Raw genomic sequence first — 24,618 nt, 5'->3', positions numbered from 1 at the left:
AGCGCGCCTACGAACGAGTGGCGGCTCTCTCGAAAAGGACAGCTGATGGTAAAGATCAACTGCAAGGACGCCGGGGCGCTGCTTGCCAGCGTGCCGCCCTTGATCGGTTTCACTCCGGAGAACTCCCTGGTCTGCTTGGTCTGCAGTGAGGGGAGCGTGGTCATGACCATGAGGGCTGACCTTCCGGAGCCATCCCAATCCGATGCCTTCGCTGAACAGATCGCGCAGATGGTCCGCGGACAGGGCGACAACGTCGTCGCGATCGTGTTGATGTTCGGAGGCGGCGAACTCACGTCCACCGGGCAACCTCCGCACACCGAGGTGATCACCGCGCTTCACCGAATCCTGGGCGACGTTCACCTGCCGGACGGAGTCGCGCTCTGGGCCGAGGCCTGCGTGGAAGGTGCGCGTTGGTGCTGCTACTGCGGCGAATGCGGCATGTCCGGCACGCTCCCAGATCCATCGGCAACCGAGTTGGCCGCCGCGAGCGTCGCGGCTGGGAAGGTGACACACGCCAGCCGGGGGGAGCTGGCGAGCTATGTCGAGGCAGCCTCCGAACAGGACCTCGCCCGAAGGGCCGAACTGCTCGGCGGCATGTCCACGACATGGGCTTGTTCCTCCCGAGATGGACTCACCATGATCCGGGACGCCGTCGATTCATCAGCACGAGGCGATCTCCAGGTGGACGACGCCTTCGTCGCACGGATGGCACTGGCGTTGGACGATGTTCGGGTCCGTGACGCCTCGTTGTTCTTCGCCAAGGACGAGCAGGCCGTGGCCGCTGAGCATCTGTTCTTCACGCTCACCCGGGAGTGCCCAGCTCCGTACCGTGCTGAGCCTGCAGCCTTGGCAGCGTTTTACGCCTATCTACGGGGAGAAGGAGCGCTTGCCTCGGTGGCGCTGGACGTCGCGGTTGAGGTTCGCCCGGAACATCAGTTGTCCAGGCTGCTACGCGCCGCTTTCACGGCAGCTATCCCGCCTGCAGAGCTTGGTTTCCTCGCGCTCCAGGCGGACATCGATGCGGCAGCGATCTTCGCAGAGCGTGCCGACACGTAGGCGGGTCTTCCGTCTCCTCAGTCTTGGGATTTCGACGGGTTGACGCCTGCAACTGTCCACAACAGATCCGCACAGAACGATACGAGCTCTCACGAGAGGATCAGCCATGGCTGGAGAAACGACGATCACAGTGGTCGGGAACCTGACTGCCGACCCTGAACTGCGCTTCACCCAGAGAGGTGCAGCCGTGGCGTCCTTCACGGTCGCTTCCACACCCCGCAAGTTCGACAGGAATTCGGGCGAGTGGAAGGACGGCGAAGCGCTGTTCCTGCGGTGCAACGTGTGGCGGCAGGTCGCCGAGAACGTGGCGGAGTCGGTCACCCGCGGTTCGCGAGTGCTCGTCTCCGGACGGTTGCGCCAGCGTTCTTTCGAGACGAAGGAAGGTGAGCAGCGCACTGTCGTGGAGCTGGAGGTCGACGAGATCGGCCCCTCGCTGCGCTACGCGACCGCGAAGGTCAACAAGGTCAGCCGTGGAAGCGGCGGCGGCCAGCAACCTGGTGGTGACGGTGGCAGTGAGTCGCCTGGCGGATCGTGGGGACCCGATCCGGCGGCCGACGCCGGTGGTTTCGGCGACGAGCCCTCGTTCTGAACTCTGATTCACCCTTCGGGCCCGCCGGCATGTCGGCGGGCCCGAACTTCTGTCAGATCACGTCCAGGCATCGACAACACGTGAGCGACGCCCACCAGGACTACGTGAAGTCTGGGATCGGCAACACATTGATGAGGACAGCCAGATGTACAGGATCAGCGGCGTCCGAAAAATCGGCCGTGGAGAGTACGCACTCCTGCTTGAAGATGCGTGCACATGGACTGAGGTCCAACGCGCCCTAACAGACTTAGGCGACCAAGGCTGGGAGACGATCCGTGTGACTCCTGGGCAGTTCAGCCAGGAGGCAGAGGAAGCCCATGAATGCGGCTTTTCGGGTGTGTTCGGGGTTCAGCCATGACACGTCACCTGGCGAGGCTGCTCGACAGGTTGGTCGATGGCCTCGGGCAGCCACTGGAAGGTCTCGTCCGGGATCGGATCGGCGCTTTGGACGCGGATCCTGGGCCAGACACTTGGAACGCCGCGTACTCGACATGCCTGAGCAGCTCAGGCTCTCGACGGACAATGCTGAGCTTCGTGCGATCCGTGGATCCCCGCTGCCCCAAAGCGCCGATAGCCGGCTACGCGATCGACAACCCGGAGCGCTGGAACGGCTACCACCCAAGTCAGCTGACACTGCGCATCGCACTACGGCATGCAGCTGGCCATATCGAGCAACCTCGCTCCACCCGAGCCCCACGGTCCGATTCGCAGCACTGCCCGCCGTTCTGGCCGCCACCTGCGTGACGGTGGTGGTGGTTGCTCGTCTCTCCGAAAGAAGGAGCTATGCGTGAGTTTCCCGCCGCCAAAGGCACTTCCGCCGCGGTCCGAACATCATCTTCTCGGCTTCTGCTCGACTTCATCTCGGCGACCTTCAGTTGTCAACGGCCACAACGCGGCTTGCAAGTCGTTCGAGCAGAAGCACCTTCCCTTCGTGCCTGGGCCGCGGCGTCGGTCGTACTGCTCGACGAACAGACCGTGACGCTCTGCCTTCAGCGGAATCTGCCCGCCCGCAGCGGAATTCTGCTCGTCACCGCGGTCGACTCAGATCGCACACCGTGGTGCGAGGCCGCGCGCATCAGTGTGCAAGGGATCTACTGCCTTCCTCTCATGCGCCGTCCTCTCGCGACCGCGCTCGAAGCGGCTGGCAACGTACTTGCTGTTGTCGGATCGGAGGGCTTCTCAGGGCGCCTCTAGCTGTTTGTTCACCGTCTTGCTGGCGATGAACGAAAGTTCCGGTGTTGAGGGCCCCGATAATTCGAGTCTGGCTCTGCAAGGACAAGAAAGTCTTTGCTGTTAGTAACAGTTCAGGATTCTCTGCGACATCGGATTGACCGACGCGTCGGATCCACAACGAGGTGTCGTGCTGTCTTGCGCCGACACAGCCGCTGCGCCAGACAGCACCGGCTCTTCGTAGCGGACCAGTAGGCCCGATCGCCGGGTCTGGTCGCCAACTCTCGTCGAACACCCAGACGCTTTGCCGCCGGGAGCACGGTTCCCGCGCTGATGACTACTCCTCGTCCTCCCAGCCTGCCCACAGGGAAAGTAGGTACCTCGTGCCGACCGAGCTGATCCAGCCTCCGTTCTTCGTCTACGGGACCCTCAGGCGCGGGTTGTTCAATTACCAGAAGCACCTTGAGGGCCGCACCGCTGCGGAGGAACGGGGTCGCTTGGACGGGTACTGCCTTTACGACGCCGGCGGGCTTCCCCTTGTTGTCGAAAGGACTGGCGACTCCAACGGTGTCGTCGGTGAACTCATGAGCGTCTGGCAGGACCAGTACGAAGACGTTCTCCGCCAGCTCGACGAGCTCGAAGGCTACGACCCTGCCGACCCGACGTGCATCTACGTGCGAGTGCTTGCCACGGTCCACTCGAACGCCGGCCCGGTTTCCGCCTGGCTGTACGAGGCCGGCGACACAGTCGCGTGCGAACTCACCCCGGACAACAAGGTTCCGGGCGGTGACTGGGTGTTGCACCAGAAGGAGATCCCCAACTTGTCCGCGAGAAGTACCGACGTCATCGGCTGAGCGACGCCTCGGATCAGGCGTGGCTTGCGCTGTCTCGTCCTCCTCGAACTCGTTGAGGTGCAGATCTCCGTCCTGTGAGGACGGTCAGGCCGGAAGAATGCCGCTTGCTGGTGACGCAGTCCGGCTCACAGCTCCGCGGGTGGCCTGTCAAGCGCCGCGGTCGGTGTCATTGGCGGGAAGTCGGCACATTCTGCAGTTCGCACAGATCTTGTTCCAGGCCTTGACCTTCCGCGACGACGAGTCGGTGTCGTGCAGCGGAGGCGGTACGGCTGGTCTGGAACAGACACGAGAGGACTGCCAACTTGCGATCCTCGTGCGGGATTGGCGCCCATCCACTCCACGGTGTGGCCTCGCCATCGCGCCACACGAAACCACGTTCATCCGCCTACGGAGCCGGAAGGCTTCGTGAGAGGCAGACTCGAAGGACGGTAGAGATGACCAGCGGAGGAGCTGACAGCATCCCCGTGAGGGTGGCGCGCGGAGCCGCCCAGCTCGACTGTGCGCAGCCGGGATGGGCTATGCGCGTCGACGTCACCGAGCTTGATCTGCAGAGCACGACGGACGACCTGCTCGGACAGATCTTCGGCAGCCACTACAACGGCATCGACGCCCTTGGACTCACCAGGGAGACCAGTCAAAGCCACGGCTTCTACGCGCACTGCATGAGCGTGGATCACGGATGTAGCTGCGACGCCGAGTACGCCCGCCTCACAGCGGAGTGGGCGCGAGTCGTCACCAGCCGGCAGGCGGCTACTGCGGTCGACCGCCCATAGCTCGTGGCGTGGCTATCAACTCGTCGGGCAACGCGGAGACACGAAAGCGAGTGTTCGCCGCGGTGAGTTGAACGTCTACCAACTCGTGAGCAAGTCGACGACATGTCCGGCACGCCTTGAGCATGAGCCGATTCCGCTCACCTGTTCCGCTTCCTCAGCGGTGGAGTGACTTCCAGTGCGGGGTTCGGCGTGGCTCAGCCAACAGACCTCGACTCCGGTCTGCCCTACGTCAGTGGGACGAAGGCAGATGACCGCGCCACGTTGTCGTGGCTCCTGTCTGCTTCCGATCTCCCTCTGCTGCGGGCGAAAGCCCCCCAGCGTTCAGTGATGAGTCGGCCGGGCTCGCGTTCTACGACAGCGATGTGGACGGCGCGCCGCCCGGTCGGCTTCAGGTCGATACGGGCATCGGGGTTCCTGCGGATCGCCGCCGCGCTTCTGCACATCAGTCCGCTCGCCGTGGACTGAAGGACACACGCCAGTTCTCGTATCTCTTTCGTGCGCAGCGGATTCGGCCGAGCCGAGTCCGCATTTTCGTGCGACCACACACTCGGCGCGCCTTCACACGATCAGCGTTCCCCCTCTATTCCAAGGAGAAAAAACCACGTGAGCACCAAGACCGATGATCGTCTCGACCAGCCTGCCGACGAGGACACCCCCGCAGCCGCGGCCGAGACCACGCCCGACGTTCCTGAAGACTCCATCCAAGTGATCATGGAGCGGGAAGGCTACGAGCTGCTCTTCGCCCACCCGCGTGCGCTGTACCTCGGCAAGGACGTCACGGAGAACACCAGGCAGACCGTCATCGAGGACGAGGTCTTCTCCAGCAGCGTCGAACAGTTCGGCGTCGACATCGTCATCGAAGCACGCCGTGACCACCACGGCCGCCTGGCCGTTCACGACGGCAAGATGCGCACCCTCGCCGCGCTCAAGGCCGGCCTGGACAAGCTGCTCGTGCTCGTGCGGCCGAGCAACGACGATGACGATGAGCGCGATGCCGTCAAGGCCAGGATCTTCAGCCAGCTGCGCATCAACGAGCGCCGTGCTGACATCACCACGGGCGACAAGATGGCCGCGCTTCATCAGCTCGTCCTTCTCGACGTGACGCCTCAAGAGTTGGCTACGCAGCGGCACATGCCGCTGAAGGACGCGAAGAAGCTCCACACCGCGGTGCAGTCGAAAGCCGCAGTCCAGGCGTCCCAGAACAACGAGAACCTGACCCTCGACGACATGCTGCTGATCGCGGGTTTCGAAGCCGAGGTCGACCATGATCCCGAGGCTGTCGAGGCACTCACTCAGACGGCACAGACCAACCGGTACGGCCTGAGGAACAAGGCGTACGAGCTCATGCAGCAAAGGCGGGACGCCGATCTGCTTCGGCCGCTGCAGGCGAAATTCGCCAAGAGCAAGACTCCGATCGTGACGGCGATGGAGCTCGCGGCCGACAACGACTCCGCAGCTCTGACGGTGCTGCGTCCCAGTCCCGCTCACGAGCCCGGCACCGCCCTCACTCCTGCGGCGCACAAGAACTGCCCCGGAAACGTGGTGCTGATTGATTTCGAGGGCCACGGCGAGACCCGCAAGGCGGTTCCCGTGCACCTGTGCCGGGATTTCCGGGGGTTTGGCCACGCCATGCTCGATGCCCCGAAGGGCGTGGCGGCTCTCAAACCGGCCGGCAAGATGACCCCGGAGGAACTGGCCGATCGACGACTGACGATCAAGTTCAACGGGGAATGGCCTCTCTCGATCGAGCCGCGCCAGGCCTGGATGGCGGAGAAGTTCCGCGAAGTGAAGTACCCGAAGGGCTTCCGTATCCACCGCCGGACCGCGCAGCTCGCGGTCGTCGCCGGCTACGAGTTCAAGAGGGCGATCGAGCACTCTCACCCGCTGCTGAGGGAGTGCCTGGCCGGAGCCGCAGCGAGCGGCGAAGGCGTGAAGCCGGCTCTGAGTCAGGACGCACTTCAGAAGCGGATCGACGGCGCGAGCGAGGAGCACGCCGCCATGCTCACTCTGGGACTTTGGGCGTTCGCGGTCGAGGCCAGGATCTCCAAGCAGAAGAGCCCGTGGAAGAACGCCGGTCCCGAGACGGTTCTGCTGATGACCATTCTCAAGGAGCTCGGCATGGGGCTCAGCCCCGTCGAGAACTACATCCTCGGGCTCGACGAAGACGGCCGTCCACTCGACGGCACCGCTGGCACGGCAGACGCCGCCGAGCAGGTCGAGGCCTCCACCCTGGCGAGCTCGTCTGAGCCGGTAGCCGCCTAGTCCTCGGGTAGGGGCCACCGCGTGGGTGGCCCCTACCCGCCCGAGAGAAATGAGCCGGATCGTGAGCTCCCGGCAACTCGCGGCAGCGTGTGCTGCGGCGGCCCGAGGGTGGCCAGTTGTGCCGGCCGGGGTCGACAGCAAGGTCCCTCTGTTCGAGGGCTGGGACTCGGTGGCAACCACCAGCCAGGAGAAGATCTCAGTCTGGTGGGCGAGAGCCCCCTACAACATCGCCATTTCGTGCCGGGCAGCTGAGCTGGTCGTCCTCGACCTCGACGCCGCCCACGGCGAACTCCCACCCGCCCAATGGGCACGCCGGGGCGTTCGTCATGGGCGTGACGTGCTGAGGCTGCTCGCTCACGACCTCGGTGAACCAGACCCAGTCCACACCTACCGCGTGTGGACCCCGTCTGGAGGGGAGCACCGCTACTTCCAGGCTCCCCAGGATGTCGCACTGCGCAACACGGTCGGGGCACTCGGCTGGCACATCGACACGCGCGCCCAGCACGGCTGCATCATCGCGGCCGGGTCGGCCCTCCGAGTGGCGGGGAAACGACGCCTGTATCGCCTCGCTCAACCTCTTCTGCCCGTTGCACCGCTACCCCTCTGGATTGTCACAGCACTCACGCCGCCTCGAGCAGCCGATCTTCCTGCTCGCACGTCCGGAGGCGTGATCTTGCCCGCACGCCGTGCGACCGCCTACGCGGCGGCCGCGGTACGCGGAGAAACCACGAAAGTGCGGGAGGCCACGCCTGGAACCCGCGCTCACACACTGTTCGTCGCCGCGATCAAACTCGGGCAGATCGTCGGAGCTCGGTGGCTCGACGAGCAGGATGCCGTTGACGCACTGCTCATTGCCGCTTCGGGCCACGAAGGCGTGAGCGGCTGGACATACGCAGAGTCCCTGCACCACATCATGAACGGGATCGCACGCGGAGTCCGGGAACCACGCGAAGTCCTCGACATCGCCTAGCTGCCACTCGGTGCCGAGTTCACGACGCTTGAGGCGCGCACTTCGGCCGGCCGACCAGTATCGGCGGCCTCGACTCGCTGGCGTGTGAGCACGTCTAGCTACGCGCTGGTCTACCCATCGCCTGGTACGTAAAGACAAACCCGCGCCCTCTCGTTCAGAGGCGCTGGAGCGTCACGACCTCCGCGATCGCACACCCTTTCCGTTTCGCGCATCGGCCCTTGACCCGCGTTGACCGACGAGTGGTTCGCGGGAGGGCCCGGCCGGAGGTAACCATGTACGGCCTGCCAAGCCCCAGCATCGGCGAGTTCGGCACTGTGTCACCTGCTTTCGGTGACTACGTCGTCTACGAGGGAAGCGTCCTCGAAGCGTGGGGTCGTTACCGAGTCGTCGAGATCACCGAAAACCCGTCGGGAGATCGCTACTCGCTCTCCACCTACCAGGACGACTTCGTGGTGCTGCGGCGCGTCAGTCGCCGCTCAATCGCCACGATCCCCTTCGGACACGTCCATCGCGTGCTCAATCCGGTGGAACGCATCGAGGCTGTACTCCGACGATGCGCCGAGGAAGGCGTCACGATCGACATCGCAGATGACGAACAGCTGTCGACACACGTGCTGAGCCTGCTGGCAAGCAACCGCCACGTCGAAGCTGACGCTCACCTGCTGCGTGCCGAGATGGCGAGCGGAATTTTGACCGCTCCCGCCTTCCGCTACCGCATCGGGCAGCTTCGCATCCGCGGCAACGACGAGTCGTACCTGACGAGCGACTCCGCACACATCACCACCTCAGCGACCTGTGACAGGACATTGCCCGGCGTTTCATCGGGCTGACGACTCCCAGAACGCCTGCGAGCAGGTCGCGCCCACACCTGCGGTACTGCAGAAGACCTTCTCACTCAGCAACGAGAAACCATTTCACGACAAGGCTTTGTGGCGCCACGGACACGATAACCGGGCGCCACCTGCCGGGTGTGCCGCGCAGCCCCCCGCCTCCTGCCCCCCAAGGCGGTGCGGGCGCGCGGCACACCCACCTCCACTCCTCAACAGAAGGCGATAGGAGACCTCGTGGCCGGCTACATCCACCCGTTTGACGACCCGCACATCCCCTCGAACCCCAACCCGCGCGTGTGGGTGTTCTACAGCCGCGGCGAAGCTTACAGCGCGGTGCAGTCACACGAAGAGATCCACGACGGCGACATCCTCTACGTCCCACCTGCACGGGTGATCGGCATCGCTACGTCTGCGTGGCAGTGCGCCTACACGCCGCTGCCCGCCGGAACTGAGACCGACGACCTGCACACCCTGGCGGCCGGCCACACCTGGGAACAGTTCGCCCACGGCCGATACATGAACGCCGTCACTCGGATCCGCAACCCGACTGACGCCGACCTCGACGCCTACGCCGACAGCCTGGGCTGGCGATGGGAGGACGTCCCCCATGCCCTGGCGTACCAGTATCGCGCTGATGAGTTCTGCATTGGCTGCGTGCGTGCGGTAGCTGGCCTGGTGCCAGCTGGCGACGATCTGCGGCGCCTGCACCACGCGGCCTGGCACTACGAGGCCGCACTGCGCGGCATCGATCTCAGCGACGAGTCCAGCTACGACTCAGCCGATTTCCCCAAGCCCCTCAATGTCTCTGCGAACCTCCAGCAGGAGCAGGACGAGGAGAAGTCCATACCGCCGAAGCCCCGCGTTTGCGGGAACTGCGCCACTTCGCTGGCGCTCAACGGTCCGTCCAGCTGAGTCCGGCTGGCCCACCTCAATCACGTTCTGCGAGGAGAACCTCATGCCCGTGGAGAGCGGGACAGCGGACGAGGCCGGTCACAGGATCGGTGACGTCTGCCTGACCTACGTCGATGACTCGATCTACATCGAGATCACCAAGCAGGCATCCGACCGGTACGAGTTGGGCTGGTCCGACCAAGTGGCGAACGAGTGGTTCGAAGAACTCCAGTCTCTCCCGATGGCCGTGGTGCGCATGGCAGCGATCCTGCAATGCGGAGAGCACAGCTGGGACCGCGGCACGGTGGAACTCGAAGAGTTCACACCCGCCGCTGCGAAGTTGCTCGACTTCGCCACCTCAGGCTGGGAGACCCACAAGAACCAGACGACAATCCACACTGGAGAGACACTCTTGCCGATCGACACCACCGCGTCGTCGGATCGGAAGTCGGCGCAATGACCGCACCCAGCGATCCAGGACCGAACGGCTCGGAACAGACAGGCGCCGAGCACACGTCGGCAGCTTCTTCCGTTGACAACGTCTACGCGGTGCGGCTGCGCCACGACTGCGGCACCATCACCTTCACTGTCGGACTCGCTAGCTCTCCGCGCTCGGCGGTGGAACTGGTTCTCGCGGCTGAGCACGCGCCGCGGGCCGCGGTGAAATGGGTAAGGCTTCAACCCCGATGTGACTACTGCGCCAACCTCGCCACGCGCTACGTGCGTGACAGCGGCGACGACACCCCCTTGTGCTGGGACTGTGCCCGCACACAACACGGCGGCACTGCCAGAGCAGCACGCGAAGCCACCGGCAAGCTGGGCATCAGCCGGTACATCGAGATCCCTGAAGACAGCTGGGCCACTCCACCGCAGCAACGGAGCACCGCCGACTCCTGAGGGGCGCCGTGCCTGAGCCATTCGACGTGCCTTCATCACGGCCGAGCCGACGAACGTACTGCCACGGACGTGCTGGCGAACACTCAGCAGCCCGCTCCACAAACGACATGCCCTTGGGTGGTGTCTTGTCTGGGAGGCCTGCTCGTCGTGTGGGCGCGAATCGCGCGAGCCGACAGGTGGAACGCCTCCACACCTACCGTTGAGTACCAGGCCCCGCCGTTGACGGGCGTTGTCCGCCTGGACGACTTCCTCACGCGAAGTCGATCCGCGCTACCGGCCTAGCACGTTGCATCAAGCCGCCAGAGGGCCGCGCTCACTCCCCAAGCCGCCGCGCTTCTGAACCGACTCATCGAGCACTACAAAGGAGATCTTCCATGCCCGAGAACCTCTTCCTGCAAATCGGCGACCTGTGCGGTGTGCCCCGAGACGTCGGACACCCCGACCGGTTCGAGGTCAAGTTCATCCTTGGTTTCAACAACGACCGCCGCTTCATCAAGGACACTGGTCGCTGGGACGACGGAACCGCGACCTTCCTGGACGTCGTCTGCTCCGGCACGCTCGCCAAGAACGTGTTGGAGAGCAACTGGACCACCGGCCTGAAGATCATGGTCTACGGCCACCTGACCAACAACGACTCGTTCGACCACGAGATCGGCAAGACCATCCCAGCGTTCACGTTCAAGGCGATCCACGCCGGGCCCAGCGCGCGGCGCGGTCCGGTCACAGCGATCAGGGAGCGGAAAGCTCGTCACGAACCAGTCCGCGCCGGCGACATGTTCCCCCAGGTCGCCCGAGCTCTCGAAGAGATGCAGCGGCGGCGCACCGCGCCTGCCGCCGAGACGCCGGCCGCGGCGTGAACCACCGACTGCGAACCGACCGAGACACGACTCGCAACGATCAACACGAGCCTCTTGGCGCAGAGTTCGACGTCGCCATGAGCTGACTGGACGTCCAATGAGCTACCGCACATCTCCCAGCCGCACCTTCCAACTAAGGCTCGCCAACGGTCGCCTGCTGCACCTCGCTCCCGTGATCGCCGGCCGGGTCCGAGGAGTTGACGCTGACGGCGACGTTCTCGTGTGCGACGAGGACATCAAGCGTGCCGACGGCACCGAACGCCTTGTTCCGCTGACACCCTGCTGCCACGCCACGGGAAAGGGCGTTTCTTATTCCGAGACCAACGTCGCCTGCCGGCACTGCTGCCAGGACGTCGACCACAAGTACGGAACAGATGGCCATCTGGCAGTTGGCCTCGCCGCGACCGTCGCTTCGGTGTCCGTGGAACGCCAGCCGGGCGAAGTTCTCACCTTCAGCGCCACGGCGACCGACGGTCCCACCTCACTGGCTCTGGCTGGAAGCAGTGGCAGCACGAACGAGCTGCGCGAGCGGTTGCGGGCGGCGACGGCCAATTCTGGCCTCCCCGTCATCCATCGCAGCATCACGGTGCGCGTCGACCCACACCGGAAGCTTCCCTCTGTCACGTCGGCGGCCATCGCCGTGGCCGCTATCGCGGTTGCTGCAGGAATCTCGACGCGGCGGATCACCAACACCGCCGTGATCGGCGACGTGAGCCTCGACGGCGGCCTCCGCGCAACGGGCGACATCTGCGCCGCAGTCCGGGCAGCCCGCGCCCACGGCATCAGCCGGGTCATCGTGCCGGCGACGTGCCTTGAGGACATCGTCGAACTGGATGACCTCGAAGTGCTTGGTGCTCATCGCCTGGCAGAGATTGCCGAGTGGCTGCGAGGCGACGACAACGCGCTCCACAATCTCACTTCGGACAAGGCGAACTCGCCGACACGTTCCGTGTCGGATCAGGAGTGAGGCCTCAGCTCCTGGCTGAGCGATGAGTCGCCTGACACGCGCTGGGAGCCGTACAAGGCCACGGAACCCTGCGAACGCAGGAGATGGGTGTGCTGGCGGCTTAGGCACGAGGCCCACCGCCCGAGGACGGAACCGCGACAGTCAGCCGCCAGCACGGTGCTTCAGCGCCGGAGGCACACCATGCCTGATTTGCTGAAGACCTTCACACCCTACCGTTCGTGGATCTGAGGTGTGGAGCACCGTCGACCTTGCGCCTGGCGTTGCGCGTGATGCTCCCGCGAGGCATGACCACGAGAGTCGCGGTGAGCGTGACCACGAATGCGCCGCACGTTGCGGGCCTGGTCGCGACGACCAGACGAGTAAGTACATCGGCCGGGAGAGCTGGCACAGCTCATAGCTGGACCAGCCCTGTTCGTGTCGGAGCAACACAGCGCGTCGGGGGTTGCCGAATGGCGAGCAGGACCATCCGCAGGCTTCTTCAGGCCAAACGATCAACCCAAGCCCCGTGGGCGCCGGCGACCGCACGTGAGCGGTACGCCATCGAGAACAGGCGCCAGCGCCAGAACGCGATAGAGGTAGCGAACGGCGAGAGGTGCGGGACCTGCGGGTTTCCGAGCGACATGCCGAACTGCCCCGACTGCCCGACTGGAACCTGAGCCGCGGACATAATCAGCAGTTCCGAAAACTGTGGCTGATTCCGAAATTCGGCTCACCTACGGAAGTGATGAGAGGGGCGGCGCATTGTATGGGTCGGTGACGGCCTGTCAATTCGCCTGTCCAATGATTTTTTGGCGCCCGAATGGCGCGGGGCCCCTACCGCCACGCAATTCGGGCGCCAAAAAATCACCGGCCAAAGATGGCGAATTGACAGACCGCCACCGACCCGCGGTCAGGAAGACAAGGGCAGGCCCCTGGCCTGCCCTTTCGTGGCGCGCCGCCCCTCTCATCACTTCCTCTGTGTGCCCGGACTTTGTGGCACCGAGAAAGAAAAAGAGTCCAAAGAATTACCCTTTTCGGCCGGGAAAGACTTGCATTGCAGCCCTATTCTTAATAGGATCGAAGTGCAAGAACACGCCGAGGACCGCGACCCCCGGCGGCCGGAAAACACCACCAAAGGTTGAGTCTCATGACGAATGAAACGTCTGTTTCGGAAATGCTGGAAGACATTGACCTGCTCCTTGACCTTGGCGGAATGGCCGAGGCACGCGAGCTGGCCGCACAGATTCTTGACACCGCAGACCCCGAAACCCTTGAGGTACTCGCTCACATCGCCTGGGTTCGCGAGAACAACACCAAGACCGTCAACGCCCGGATGCGGGACGCATGGAAGCGCAGCACCCCGGAGCACCGCGAACTCATCGAAACGTGCGTCGTCCTGTACGTCGACCCGATCACCCCGCCCGTCGACGAAGCAACTCCGGCCGAGCCCGAGGTCCTGCGCGCCGACGTGCACATTCCCACCACCCGAGCCGAAGCGCCGGAGTTGCGCACGAGCTACCGCAGGGACATCGTCGAGTTCAGCCCCGTCCGCCGGAAGATCGACCCGGCCGCCCGCATCGCGCGCAGGACCAAGAAGCAGATCCAGACGGCCATCAAGTGCGCCAAGACTGTCCACCGCTACCAGTGGAGCCGCGCCGGTGTCGACGACCAGCCTCCGATCGAGGAGAGGCCGTTCAACTACGAGAACGACTACGACGAGACGGCCGTTCCCGCGCTACAAGGGCTCGCGTGCGTCCACTGCTGGCAGGAACGCAGCGCAAAGGACAACCGCCACCACACCGATGGACTCTGCGACCGGTGCCGCAGCCTTGACCGTCCAGGGCTCCCGTCCCTGCCCGCCACCGCGTGGCGAGACGAAATCATCGCCGCCAGGTGCAAGTTCATCGCCACGACTTTCCCGCGCTCGACCGCACTGGCCATCCTCCGCAAGGAAGCCGACGCCTACAGCCCGGCCGACCAGTGGGACATGAAGCGGCTGGTACACAACAACTTCGGTTGGAACAACGAACCGAAGAAGCCCGAAGCGCGGGAGACGCACTACGCAATGGCCGCCTAGGCCGCACAGCCACACACCGGGGATGCACAGCCCGACAAGGAGGTGCATCCCCGGTGGGCGCCGCGCGCGAAGCCGGGGTGCGCCGGGCATCGAGCCCGACACACCCCGAACGAAGGCTGCCGCCCTCGCACACCCGCCGCCTTCGGCGAAAAGGACCGCCTGCGGCGGCGCACCTCACGCGACCTCGGCCCGCAGCCCGCTGACACCGGCGCGACCACCACGTCCGCGCATACCCAAGTACAGGAGTCAACGCGGCACCCGCGCTCGGGAACCTGCCTAACCCAAGCCATCGTCGGGCCGTTCGGACACAGTGGCTGGTGCCCCCAGAGCGCCGACCACGTTCAGATCACCCCGAACACCAGTGCGGACCTTGAAGGAATCTCTGGATGCTCGCGGGCTTGACGCCCGCGCACCATCAACATGATCGAGCGCCTGGTCCTCGGCGTCTCGCGCCCGACGAGCCCACCTTCGCAACGAAGCGGCCTGGATACCGGTGTGCCGATGAAGCTCCGCGTCCCGGAACGTCGCACCGATAGCACTGAGTTCGGCGCCACTCAACGCCTCGACCACCGCTCGCCCGGCAGCCAGCTCCTTCGCATCCAGCTTCGCGTCCTCGGCCGCAAGATCCCGCTCCAGCTGATCGCGCAACGCCTGCTTGCGACATTCGACTTCCTCCAGCTCCTTCGCGGCCGCCGCCGCTGCCGCCGCGATCGTCAACACCGCCCGCTCGCGCAGCTTCCGTCGCTGCCGCTCCTCGGCGCGAACCTCATCTCTGATCTGTACAGCCGTCTTCACATCAACCCCTCCCGAGTGGACGGACCCCCTCCATGAAAGCTAGTGCACACCCACATTCCAGCGCTCGACCAACCTGCCCCACCAGGTCAGTCGACGCACAGCAGCTGACAACCCCAGGAAGTCGCGTAGCGGCCGGACATCGACGGCCCCGCGGGCCGGCAGTTCTTGTGCTGATCGCTGCGCGATCAGGGCAGGCTTTGCGCCTGCGAAGGACAACAGCTTTGGACTAAGGTATCGCTATCGCGATACGAAGAAGATGATCTTCTAACCCTCCCACGCGCAACGCGACGGGAGAGGTGTGTCCGGTGTCCTGGGTGACACCGATCGGTAGCGCTCCAGAGCAGATCGACTACCGGCTCGGACAGCAACATGGCTGTGTAGTAGGCATTTCCGGCGACGCCCAACTCGAATACCGCACGGACGCCGAACGGCCGCTCATCTGGATCGGCCAAGCCCTTGCCGACCTCGGCGTCGAAGCCGGGACAGAGCTGACACCGGAACAGTTCCCGCTCGCCCGAGCCATGATGGACGGCTACCACCCCCGCACCGGCGAGCAGCTCGTCGAGCACAAACTCGGCGTGCCGGTCGAAGCCAAAGTGGCTGTCGCACAGCTGGTTCGCATGATCGAGGGCGTCGCGCGCGAGGCCAAAGTGGACGTTTCCGAAGTCCTCCGCCATCGCCAAGGCCGCTGGGCCGGAGCCGCCTCCAAGCGCATGCTCGACATGTTCAACCGCGCCAAACGCGCGGTCGCACGCCAAGGCGAAGTGGCCATGCTCCGCGCCGACCACGCCGGCCAGCTCGCCGACGCCGCAGAACTACGGCTCACCACGGTCTGGGAGCCCGGAGTATTCGAAGCCGCAGCCGCGAAGCTCAGCAAGACCGTCACGATCACCGCCGAGGACGGAAGACAGAGCGAGAAGGTAGTCGACAACCGGATCATCGTCGGCAACCGCGGCTACGACATCACGCTCACCCTGCCGAAGAGCTTCTCAGTACTCCGCGAATTCGTCGACGAAGAAACCGGCCACGCCCTCGACGCCATCTACCTTGAGGAAGGCGCAGCCACCTTCGGCTGGCTGGAGACCAACACCGCCTACGGCATGCGCGGCCACCACGGCGACGGCTCAACGGCCACCAAGGTGTCCGGCAACGGATTCGCGGGATGGGCCATGATTCACCCCGCAGCCCGTCCCGCAGCCGGTCAATGCTGCGGCGACCCGCACTGGCACGTCCACTACACCGTCGCCAACATGACCAAAGGCCCCGATGGCCAGTGGAGCACCGTCGCGGCCGGCGGACGTGACCTCATGCGACACATCCCCGCAGCTGCGAAGCTGTTGCACGGCAGTGTCCGACACGTCTTCACCCAGCGATACGGCATCGCCTGGCGCCGCTCCGAACGCACCGGCCAATGGGAAGTCGCATCCATCCCAGACGCCGCCATCAAAGAGTTCTCGCAGCGCGGCGCCGACATCCAGGCCATGCTCCTCGACCTCGGCTTCACCGAACAGGACGCCTCGCGCTCGGTCAAACGCATGGTCAAGCAGGAAACTCGCCGTGCGAAGGAGAACTCCACAGAGCCACAGTCGACACGTCGCGAGCACTATCGACAACGCGCTCTCGATGCCGGCCTCGACCCAGATCTAATGGTGCAGAACGCGCGCGTCCCGGTAATGCCAGAGGAGGCAACCCGAACACCCACAGTCCTCGATCTCGCGATCGCGCTTCAAGACGCTGAACGCGGACTGACCGCACACTCGCGCAGATTCTCCCGCGTTGACGCGATCGCCGCCATCATCGACGCCCTGCCCAACGGCGCCACGCACGCGAACGTCGAAGCACTCACCGACCGCGTGCTCGAACACAACGGATTCGTCCCGATCGTCCACAGCAACAGCGACGACAACAAAGCTGGCATGGGAAAGCGCCACCAACTCGGCGCTGACCACATGGCCAACGCCCAGCTCTACACCACCGCGGACATCATCGCCGCCGAGAAAACCATCGTCGCTACGGCCCTTGCCAGCCACGACGACCAAACCCCGATCCGCGTCTCCAAGGCAACTGCCGAGATGGCCGCTGCCACGATCGAGGCCACCAACGGGTTCGCTCTCTCTACCGAACAACGCCGCGAACTGCTCAACATCGTCACCTCCGGCCAGGCACTCGACGCACTCATCGGCGGACCAGGCTCCGGCAAGACCACCCTGATGGAAGCCGCCCGCGTCGCCTATGAAGCAGGCGGATTCGTCGTCGCCGGTACATCAACGCAAGGCGTCGCCGCGCAAAACCTCCAAGCAGCCTCCGGCATCCCCAGCCGCACCGTCGCCCAATGGAGATGGCGCATCGACAACGGAAACGGCCTGGACGGCATCGATGTACTGATCGTCGACGAGGCCGGCATGACCCACGACCGAGACCGCGCCGCGCTCTATCAAGCAGCACAAGCCAGCGGCACGAAGATCGTCGAGATCTTCGACCCCAAGCAGCTCCGCGGTGTCGGCTGCGGATCCATGATCACCGTCGTCCACCAGATGATCGACGGTGGTGTCCTCCTGGACAACCGCCGCCAAGCCGACGAGGACGAACGCGCCGCGGTCGCCGCATGGCGCGATGGCAACTACACCGAAGCACTCACCTCCTGGGCCGACCGCGACCGCCTCATCATCGGCAAAACCAGCCAGGACACCACCGCCGCGATGCTCGCCACCTGGATCGACCAACGCATCGGCGCACCCGACCCACACACCGAAATGCGCGGCCTGCTCATGGTCGCCAGCACCAACGAACAAGTTGACCGCCTCAACGCCAGCGCCCAAGCCATCCGCGAAGTACAAGACGAGTTAGGCCACGGCCGAACCTACGACCTGCCCGGCGGCCACACCGTCCACCTCCACGAAAACGACCACGTCCTCGTCCGCATCAACGAACGCAAGACAGACGACCCCGACGCGCTCAACGGCTACCGCGGCGTCATCGACCACATCGACGACACCGGCCGTCTCACCGTCACCTGGACTCGAGCAGTCCCCGGCGGACACACCCGCGAGAGCCGAACCTTCGACCCCTCCTACGTCGCCAAAGGCGGCTTGACGCACGGCTACGCGCTCACCGTCCACAAAAGCCAAGGCCTGAACATCGACAAAACCTGGACAGGTGAGGACGACCAACAACGCGGTGGCGCCGTCCTCTTCCACGCTCCAGGTGCCGACAACCGAAGCTTCCTCGTCGCCACCTCGCGCCATACCCAGGCCGTGTGGACCTTCGCGTCCCAGCAAGACTTTGAGACCTCACAGGACATCTACCTACTCGGCGAACCAAACTCCACCTTCGCCCGCAGACGCCGCGTGATCACCAAAATGGTCGAACGCGCCGCCGACACAGAGGTCAACGCCAACGACCGACCAGTCCTGGTCGACCTGAAGAAGTTGGACGGTCGGTTCGCTGAACGACGGGCTCTCGTCTCAGACGCACCTGTGGAAGAGCGCCTCCCCGTTGGTGCCGAACAACAAGCATTCGCCGAGGAGTTGCTCCGAGACATCTGGAACGGCCACGCCAGCGTTGATGCGGTGAAGAACGGAAAAGCCTTCGATACGGTCGCCCGCTTGATCGGCCGAATGAGTTCGAGCGCGGCAGATCCTCGCAACACGCTCGCACGCATCAACCCCGAGATCATGCTCCGTCCCGACGTACAGGACGCCAGCCGACTCCTCATCGCTGTGCTCAAACGCGCTGAGAGTCGGACGACTGAGCCAGCACCCTCCAGCGCCGGTTCCACCCCTACGCGCGAGGCGCAGATGCGGGATCAGGCGGCAGACCTACTTCGTGAGGCCTGGGACGACCACCCAAACACTGACGTCGTCATCGCCGGCTCAGCTTTCGCCGCACTCGCACAGAACCTCGCACGAGCCGCTGACAGCGGCCACAACCCTCGAGACCTGCTCGCTGGCATAGATCCCGAAGTGGTTGGAGGAAAGCAGAATCCTGCAGCCTTCGTCGCATGGCGCATCCGAACGTCGACAACCACCGCCGCTTCCGCGACGTCGACGGTCTCTGAGTCCGCCGGCCCACATCACGCCGCTGGTCTGGAGCTTCTGATACCGGGTTACGAGCGCACAATGGCTCGACTGCAACCTCGCGTGAGCGAGAGCCCGCAGGCAGTTACGAACGGTCCGAAGGAGAACAGGATCTACGGGATGTGGCCATCCTGGTTGCCGCATCCTCCCAAGCCGACGGCTCGGGGAGGACGGGACCGAGCGCTAGCCGCCGCAGCTGCCGCTGATGCCAAACGCATCCGGGCCCGAGTTGCTCACCTCGCACGTGCTGCCGCGAGGGACCGTCCGGAATGGGTCGAGCAACTCGGACCCACGCCCGAAGGCGCCGCCCAGACAGCTCGGTACCTCGCCGCTCTCGCGATCCTCAGTGCCTATCGGGAACAGCACCAAATCACAACGCCGCACCCTCTCGGTGAAGGTCTGCCAGGCCATCAGGCCAACGCTGGCTACGAGGCGGCACTGGCCGCCGAGCAACAGGCCAGACGAGCCACCAAGCCCGGCTCCGGAGCAGCTGGGTCCAGCGCGTCGGAACGTCCGCCGAACCGCCAAGCCGCCCAGCCTGAGTCTATGAAGGACGTCCACGAGATGCAGGCGCTTCTCAAAGCGCAGCGGACAGGCGCTGCTCGGCGCCGACAGGAGCTCCATCGCAAGCCGCACGGTCCCGAGCAGGGGCCACGTCACGGTCGCTAGGCCGCCGGTCGTGTGGGCGACCTAGCGACATGCGCCTGCTCATTCGAACGGGTGCTGCGCTCAGCGGTGCGTTTTTCTGGCCGGAGGGTCGATCAGACGCAGCGATTCGAGAAAGGTCACCGCTTCCCCGCGCGCGTCCGTACCGCGTGCGGCTTCGAGTAATCCGAGCAGCTTGATCAGCGAGTCGTGTTGCAGGTGCGTTAGGTAGCGCAGAATGTTCGGTCGCCACACGCCGCAAGGCACGAACACCGGCTGATCTAGCCCGGTGTCCACAACCACCGGTTGACCGTCCGAACCTTCGCGGATGTCCAAGCGCGGAACACCCCGGGCGAGCTGACGGAACGCGGCCATGAGTGCGTCGTAACGCGCGTTCTCCTGCACGGTCATCCGGCTCACCGTACCATCAGAATCGCACGCATGTTCGAGTCGGGGTCAAATCATGGTCGCGAACGGCACCCTGAGTAGTTGTGCCGACAGGCGCTAGTTGGCATCTGCAGACGACAACTGGCATCACTAGGCAGCGTGCGCCGCAGCTCTAATCCGGCAGGCTGACTCCAGCGGCTAAAACTCCTCAACCGCCTCGGTGTTGCCCTATGTCTACCCCCACGAAGGCAATGTTGACTCTGCTTACATTGCGCGCTACCTTGATGTAAGCACTGCACACATCGGGAAGGGGTTCTGATGGGAATGTCGAAGGCCGGCCAGGCCGGGGAGAGGGTCGAGGTGGAGCTCGGAGGCCGTACGGTCACCGTGCCGAAGGGCGGGCTGTACGACCGGTACCGCATGGACACCGACTTGGACGAGGTCGTCAAGGACCCGCGCGTGCGCTCCGTCGACTTCTTCCGGACGTTGCCGAAGACCGAGGTGCGGTCGGCGATCGGGCCGACCCGGACCCCGAACTTCTACTACTCGATGTCGAAGGCGCAGATCACCTACCTCGCCCCGGTCAATGCACTGCGATCCCGGCTCCCCGGCGAGCTGGACCCGCTGCTGGTCGCTCCGGGGCTCGGGCTGTTCTCGGTGGTCTTCTTCCGCTACGACGTCTGCGACATCGACTTCTACACCGAGGCCACCGTCGGCATCGCGGTGCGACCCGCACACCACGGCGGCCTGGGCACCGCCGACTTCCTCTCGGCGCTGTCCAACGACTCGATGCACGCCTACGTCCTGTCGCTGCCGGTGAACACCGAGATCGCGCAGGTCCGCGGGCGCGACGGCTACGGCTTCCCCAAGTGGGTCACCGAGATCGACGTCGAGATCGACAACCGCCGAACGGTCGCGCGAGTGGCCAATGACGACGGCGGCACCGACATCGCGCTCGACGTGGCCACGCCGAAGCAGAAGCCGGTTCCCAGCGGCACGAGCGTGTCCACGCTAACCTCGTACACACAGCTCGGCGGCGGCTGGAACGCGACCCTGAGCCAGACCAACACCCTCGCAGCCGGCAGCACGCTGTTTCCGCGGGATGTGACCCTCGAACTGGGGTCGGGACGCCTGACCGACGACATCCGCTCTCTCAGGCCGATCAAGCCGCTGCGGCTCGACGTGGCCAGCGAGTGCCAGAACGCGCTCCACATCCCGGTTCCCGTCTCCGTCCCGGCACGATGAGCGCACCGATGACCACCACTGCCATCACTGGTCGCATCGACGCGGTCCGCCTGGAGGCGCTGACCGCCCGGGTACAGGCAGCCGATCCGGATGCCGTCCAGGACGTCACCAACGCGATGACCGGCGGGGAACTCGGCCGGGTCCCGCACTGCTCGCCCGACGACGTGGCGGCCGCAGCGCGGCGCGCCCGCAGTGTCCAGAAGGCGTGGGCCGGGCGTTCGGTCGAGCAGCGGGCCTCTGTCCTGATGCGCTTCCACGACCTGGTGCTCGCCCGCCAGGAGGAGGTCCTCGACCTCATCCAGCTCGAGAACGGGAAGGCGCGCCGCCACGCGTTCGAGGAGATCCTCGACGTCTGCCTGGCCGCCCGCTACTACGCCAACACCGCCGAGGACTACCTGCGCCCGAAACGCCGCCGAGGTGCGCAACTGGCCTTGACCAAGGTATGGGAACTCCACCACCCCAAGGGCCTGGTCGGCGTCATCTCCCCATGGAACTACCCGCTCACACTCGGCATCAGCGACGCCCTGCCCGCCATCGTCGCCGGCAACGCCGTGCTCACCAAACCCGACGCCCAAACCCCGTACGCCGCGCTGTGGGCGGTCGAGCTGCTCGAGGAAGCAGGCATGCAGCCCGGCCTGGTGCAGGTGGTCACCGGCTCCGGCGCCGAGCTGGGGACGCCGATCATCGAGAACTCCGACTTCCTCATGTTCACCGGCTCCACCGCCGTCGGCCGCACGGTCGCCTCCCAGGCCGGCGAGCACCTGATCGACTGCTCGATGGAGCTCGGCGGCAAGAACGCCCTGCTCATCCTCGACGACGCCAACGTGGACAAGGCCGTCGCCGGAGCCGTGCGAGCCTGCTTCTCCAACACCGGCCAGCTGTGCATCTCCATGGAGCGCATCTACGTCCCCGGCGTGCTCTGGGACGAGTTCACCACCAAGTTCACCGCGGCAACCAGAGCGATGACGCTCTCTCCTGCCCTCGACTACTCCGCCGACATGGGATCTCTGGTGTCGCAGAAACAGCTCGACACGGTGACCCGGCACGTCGACGACGCCGTCGCCAAGGCAGCAACGGTGCTCGCCGGCGGGAAAGCCCGGCCCGATCTCGGCCCGTACTTCTACGAGCCCACCATCCTCACCGACGTCGACGACACCATGGAGGTCTACGCACACGAGACCTTCGGGCCGCTGGTCTCGCTCTACCGCGTCGAGGACGAGGACGAGGCCATCGCCCGGGCCAACGACAGCGAGTACGGCCTCAACTTCAGCGTGTGGACCGCCGATGAGCGCGCCTGGAGGCCGGCACCGTCAACGTCAACGACGCCTACGCAGCGGCCTGGGGATCCATGGACGCCCCGATGGGCGGGATGAAGGCGTCCGGGATCGGCCGTCGTCACGGCGAGCACGGCATCCTCAAGTACACCGAGTCCCAGACCATCGCCGTCGAGCGGCTGCTGCCCGTCGGCGTCCCCGACGGAATGAACCCGGCGCTCTACGCCCGGGTGGCATCGCTGGCGCTGCGCCTCCTCAAACGCGTCCCGGGTATCAAATAGCCGACCGGCCGCGCGGACATCCGCGCACCACATCCAGAACCGAGGAACGAATGCAGACCGTACTGGGAGCCAACGGCCAGATCGCCGAAGAGCTCACCCGCTACCTCCACGACCACGTCACCCACGACATCCGCCTGGTCAGCAGGAACCCCGGCAAGGTGCACGAGACCGACCAGCTGGTCAAGGCCGACCTGATGGACGCCGAGGCGACCGCCGCCGCCGTCGCGGACAGCGACATCGCCTACCTCACCGTCGGCCTGCCCATCGACTCCGCCCTGTGGGAACAGCGGTTCCCCGTGATGATGGCCAACACGATCGCCGCCTGCCGGAAGCACGACACCAAACTGGTCTTCTTCGACAACACCTACATGTACCCGCGAACCGCTGCCCGCCAGGTCGAGGACACCCCGTTCGAACCGGTCGGACGCAAGGCGGCGGTGCGGGCGCGGATCGCGCAGATGCTGCAGCGGGAGATGGACGCGGGCACCATCGACGCGGTCATCTGTCGCGCGCCCGAGTTCTACGGACCCGGCAAGACCAAGAGCCTCACCAACTCCGCCGTCTTCGACCGGATCAAGCACGGCAAGCGACCCCTGGTCCCGCTCGACGCCCACATCAAGCGCACGCTGATCTGGACGCCCGACGCCAGCCGCGGCCTGGGCCTGATCGGCAACACCCCCGACGCCTACGGCCAGACCTGGCACCTGCCCGTCGACCCGCAGCGGCTCAGCTATGCCGACATGATCGCCGTGGCCGGCCAGGTGACCGGCAAAAACATCCGCTACACGACTATCCCGGCGGCCGCCTTCAAGCTCGGAGCCCTGTTCAGTCAGCCGGTGAAGGAAGCCTCCGAGCTGCTGCCGCGCTACCGCGCCGACAACATCTTCGACTCGTCCAAGTTCGCCGCGCGGTTCCCCGACTTCGAGGTCACTACCTACCGCCAAGGGATCACCGCAATCCTCGGGGGCTAGACCCGTGGCAGGGCAGCAGCGTGCGGTATGTTTGCGGTGCTCACATGAGATGGGGGGCAACTGGTGTCGACATCCGCCAAGAGTAGCTACCACCACGGCGACCTGCGGGCGACGCTGATGACGATCGCGATGCGCATGCTCGAGGCGGGCGAGCCGTTCTCTCTGCGGGGTATCGCGCGGGAAGCCGGCGTCTCGCCGACCGCCCCCTATCGGCACTTCGCCGACCGGGACGCGCTGGAGTCGGCGCTGGCCGCCGAAGGGCTGCGCGACCTCAAAGCCGACCTGCTCCAGGATGGTGGCGGACCGCCCGCCACGGTGGCCGACTTGGCCGAGCTCGGCGTCGCCTACGTCGACTTCGCCCTGCGCCGGCCGGCACTGTTCCGGCTCATGTTCGGCAACCCCTGCGACGACGCCAACGACGCTCGCGTCCGCGCGGCGGCCGAGGTGCACGAACTGCTGGGCGCCGCCGTCTCCGGCGTCTTCCCCGACGTCGACCCGGCCGCCCTGGCCACTGCCGGCTGGGGCCTGGTGCACGGCCTGGCCTGCCTGCACCTCGACGGCAAGCTGACCAGCACCTCGGCCGAGGACGTCGCAAACCAGGTGCGCGGGTCGTTCGCCGCGATTTTCGCCGCCCGCCCCGCCGACGACGAGCGTGGTTGGCGCACGCACGGGTAACCATCGCGGGTGACGCGCTCGCCGACGTGTTGACAGTGCTTACATGAGAGCCTAGCGTGATGTGAGCGCCGTAAACATAACCTTCAGGGAGCGGCAG

Annotated in this window: 20 protein-coding genes and 1 pseudogene; 19 read left to right on the top strand and 2 right to left on the bottom strand. The window is 65.4% G+C overall.

The features are described 5' to 3' along the window. The first annotated feature begins 45 nt into the window (after window positions 1-45). From ACSHWB_RS45680 to ACSHWB_RS45615, 14 genes are all read left to right on the top strand, one after another. The gene (locus ACSHWB_RS45680; protein WP_439659588.1) at window positions 46-1,056 is read left to right on the top strand and encodes a DUF4192 domain-containing protein; all 1,011 of its coding nucleotides are present in this window, start codon (window positions 46-48) and stop codon (window positions 1,054-1,056) included. 106 nt (window positions 1,057-1,162) lie between these two features. Next, complete coding sequence (locus tag ACSHWB_RS45675; protein WP_439659587.1) at window positions 1,163-1,645, top strand: single-stranded DNA-binding protein; 483 nt, start codon at window positions 1,163-1,165, stop codon at window positions 1,643-1,645. Between the two features lie 783 nt (window positions 1,646-2,428). Next, the gene (locus tag ACSHWB_RS45670) at window positions 2,429-2,839 is read left to right on the top strand and encodes a hypothetical protein (protein WP_439659586.1); all 411 of its coding nucleotides are present in this window, start codon (window positions 2,429-2,431) and stop codon (window positions 2,837-2,839) included. Window positions 2,840-3,198: 359 nt separating this feature from the next. Beyond that, complete coding sequence (locus ACSHWB_RS45665; RefSeq protein WP_439659585.1) at window positions 3,199-3,669, top strand: gamma-glutamylcyclotransferase family protein; 471 nt, start codon at window positions 3,199-3,201, stop codon at window positions 3,667-3,669. Window positions 3,670-4,187: 518 nt separating this feature from the next. Further along, window positions 4,188-4,442 carry a hypothetical protein gene (locus ACSHWB_RS45660; RefSeq protein WP_439659584.1) on the top strand — a complete coding sequence of 85 codons (255 nt, stop codon included), beginning with the start codon at window positions 4,188-4,190 and terminating at the stop codon, window positions 4,440-4,442. A 603-nt stretch (window positions 4,443-5,045) separates the two neighbouring features. Continuing rightward, window positions 5,046-6,704: a hypothetical protein gene (locus ACSHWB_RS45655; protein ID WP_439659583.1), complete on the top strand. Its 1,659-nt coding sequence runs from the start codon at window positions 5,046-5,048 to the stop codon at window positions 6,702-6,704. Between the two features lie 49 nt (window positions 6,705-6,753). Further along, window positions 6,754-7,674, top strand: a complete 921-nt coding sequence (locus ACSHWB_RS45650; RefSeq protein WP_439659582.1) for a bifunctional DNA primase/polymerase — start codon at window positions 6,754-6,756, stop codon at window positions 7,672-7,674. Between the two features lie 272 nt (window positions 7,675-7,946). Further along, window positions 7,947-8,504, top strand: coding sequence for a hypothetical protein (locus ACSHWB_RS45645; RefSeq protein WP_439659581.1), 558 nt, complete (start codon window positions 7,947-7,949; stop codon window positions 8,502-8,504). 234 nt (window positions 8,505-8,738) lie between these two features. Further along, a complete protein-coding gene (locus ACSHWB_RS45640; RefSeq protein WP_439659580.1) occupies window positions 8,739-9,416 on the top strand; it encodes a hypothetical protein in 678 nt (225 codons plus the stop codon). A 43-nt stretch (window positions 9,417-9,459) separates the two neighbouring features. Then, complete coding sequence (locus tag ACSHWB_RS45635) at window positions 9,460-9,855, top strand: hypothetical protein (RefSeq protein ID WP_439659579.1); 396 nt, start codon at window positions 9,460-9,462, stop codon at window positions 9,853-9,855. Beyond that, window positions 9,852-10,292, top strand: a complete 441-nt coding sequence (locus ACSHWB_RS45630; protein ID WP_439659578.1) for a hypothetical protein — start codon at window positions 9,852-9,854, stop codon at window positions 10,290-10,292. The genes ACSHWB_RS45635 and ACSHWB_RS45630 overlap by 4 nt, the downstream gene beginning before the upstream one ends. Before the next feature lie 374 nt (window positions 10,293-10,666). Next, window positions 10,667-11,149 (top strand): hypothetical protein, encoded by a 483-nt coding sequence (locus ACSHWB_RS45625; protein ID WP_439659577.1) that lies wholly within the window; start codon window positions 10,667-10,669, stop codon window positions 11,147-11,149. A 97-nt stretch (window positions 11,150-11,246) separates the two neighbouring features. Continuing rightward, on the top strand, window positions 11,247-12,116 hold the full coding sequence (locus ACSHWB_RS45620) for a magnesium chelatase domain-containing protein (RefSeq protein WP_439659576.1): 870 nt from the start codon (window positions 11,247-11,249) through the stop codon (window positions 12,114-12,116). A 1,126-nt stretch (window positions 12,117-13,242) separates the two neighbouring features. Then, window positions 13,243-14,172, top strand: a complete 930-nt coding sequence (locus ACSHWB_RS45615; protein WP_439659575.1) for a hypothetical protein — start codon at window positions 13,243-13,245, stop codon at window positions 14,170-14,172. A 276-nt stretch (window positions 14,173-14,448) separates the two neighbouring features. On the opposite strand, the gene ACSHWB_RS45610 is transcribed toward ACSHWB_RS45615, so the two are convergent. Further along, window positions 14,449-14,967, bottom strand: coding sequence for a hypothetical protein (locus ACSHWB_RS45610; protein ID WP_439659574.1), 519 nt, complete (start codon window positions 14,965-14,967; stop codon window positions 14,449-14,451). 305 nt (window positions 14,968-15,272) lie between these two features. On the opposite strand from ACSHWB_RS45610, the gene mobF reads away from it, so the two are divergent. Next, complete coding sequence (gene mobF / locus ACSHWB_RS45605) at window positions 15,273-19,712, top strand: MobF family relaxase (RefSeq protein ID WP_439659573.1); 4,440 nt, start codon at window positions 15,273-15,275, stop codon at window positions 19,710-19,712. 60 nt (window positions 19,713-19,772) lie between these two features. On the opposite strand, the gene ACSHWB_RS45600 is transcribed toward mobF, so the two are convergent. After that, window positions 19,773-20,099: a hypothetical protein gene (locus ACSHWB_RS45600; protein ID WP_439659572.1), complete on the bottom strand. Its 327-nt coding sequence runs from the start codon at window positions 20,097-20,099 to the stop codon at window positions 19,773-19,775. Between the two features lie 294 nt (window positions 20,100-20,393). On the opposite strand from ACSHWB_RS45600, the gene ACSHWB_RS45595 reads away from it, so the two are divergent. The 4 genes and pseudogenes from ACSHWB_RS45595 (at window position 20,394) to ACSHWB_RS45580 (ending at window position 24,521) form a co-directional block, all read left to right on the top strand. Continuing rightward, window positions 20,394-21,320: an acetoacetate decarboxylase family protein gene (locus tag ACSHWB_RS45595; protein WP_439659571.1), complete on the top strand. Its 927-nt coding sequence runs from the start codon at window positions 20,394-20,396 to the stop codon at window positions 21,318-21,320. Continuing rightward, window positions 21,317-22,875: pseudogene (locus ACSHWB_RS45590) on the top strand (succinic semialdehyde dehydrogenase). The gene ACSHWB_RS45595 and the pseudogene ACSHWB_RS45590 overlap by 4 nt, the downstream one beginning before the upstream one ends. Before the next feature lie 50 nt (window positions 22,876-22,925). After that, a complete protein-coding gene (locus ACSHWB_RS45585) occupies window positions 22,926-23,846 on the top strand; it encodes an NAD-dependent epimerase/dehydratase family protein (protein ID WP_439659570.1) in 921 nt (306 codons plus the stop codon). 63 nt (window positions 23,847-23,909) lie between these two features. After that, window positions 23,910-24,521, top strand: a complete 612-nt coding sequence (locus ACSHWB_RS45580; RefSeq protein ID WP_439659569.1) for a TetR/AcrR family transcriptional regulator — start codon at window positions 23,910-23,912, stop codon at window positions 24,519-24,521. Window positions 24,522-24,618: the final 97 nt, after the last annotated feature.

Source organism: Lentzea sp. HUAS TT2, assembly GCF_051853195.1.
Classification (GTDB): domain Bacteria; phylum Actinomycetota; class Actinomycetes; order Mycobacteriales; family Pseudonocardiaceae; genus Lentzea.
Note: the sequence above shows the minus strand (reverse complement) of the source record. Positions and strands in the feature narration are given on the sequence as shown.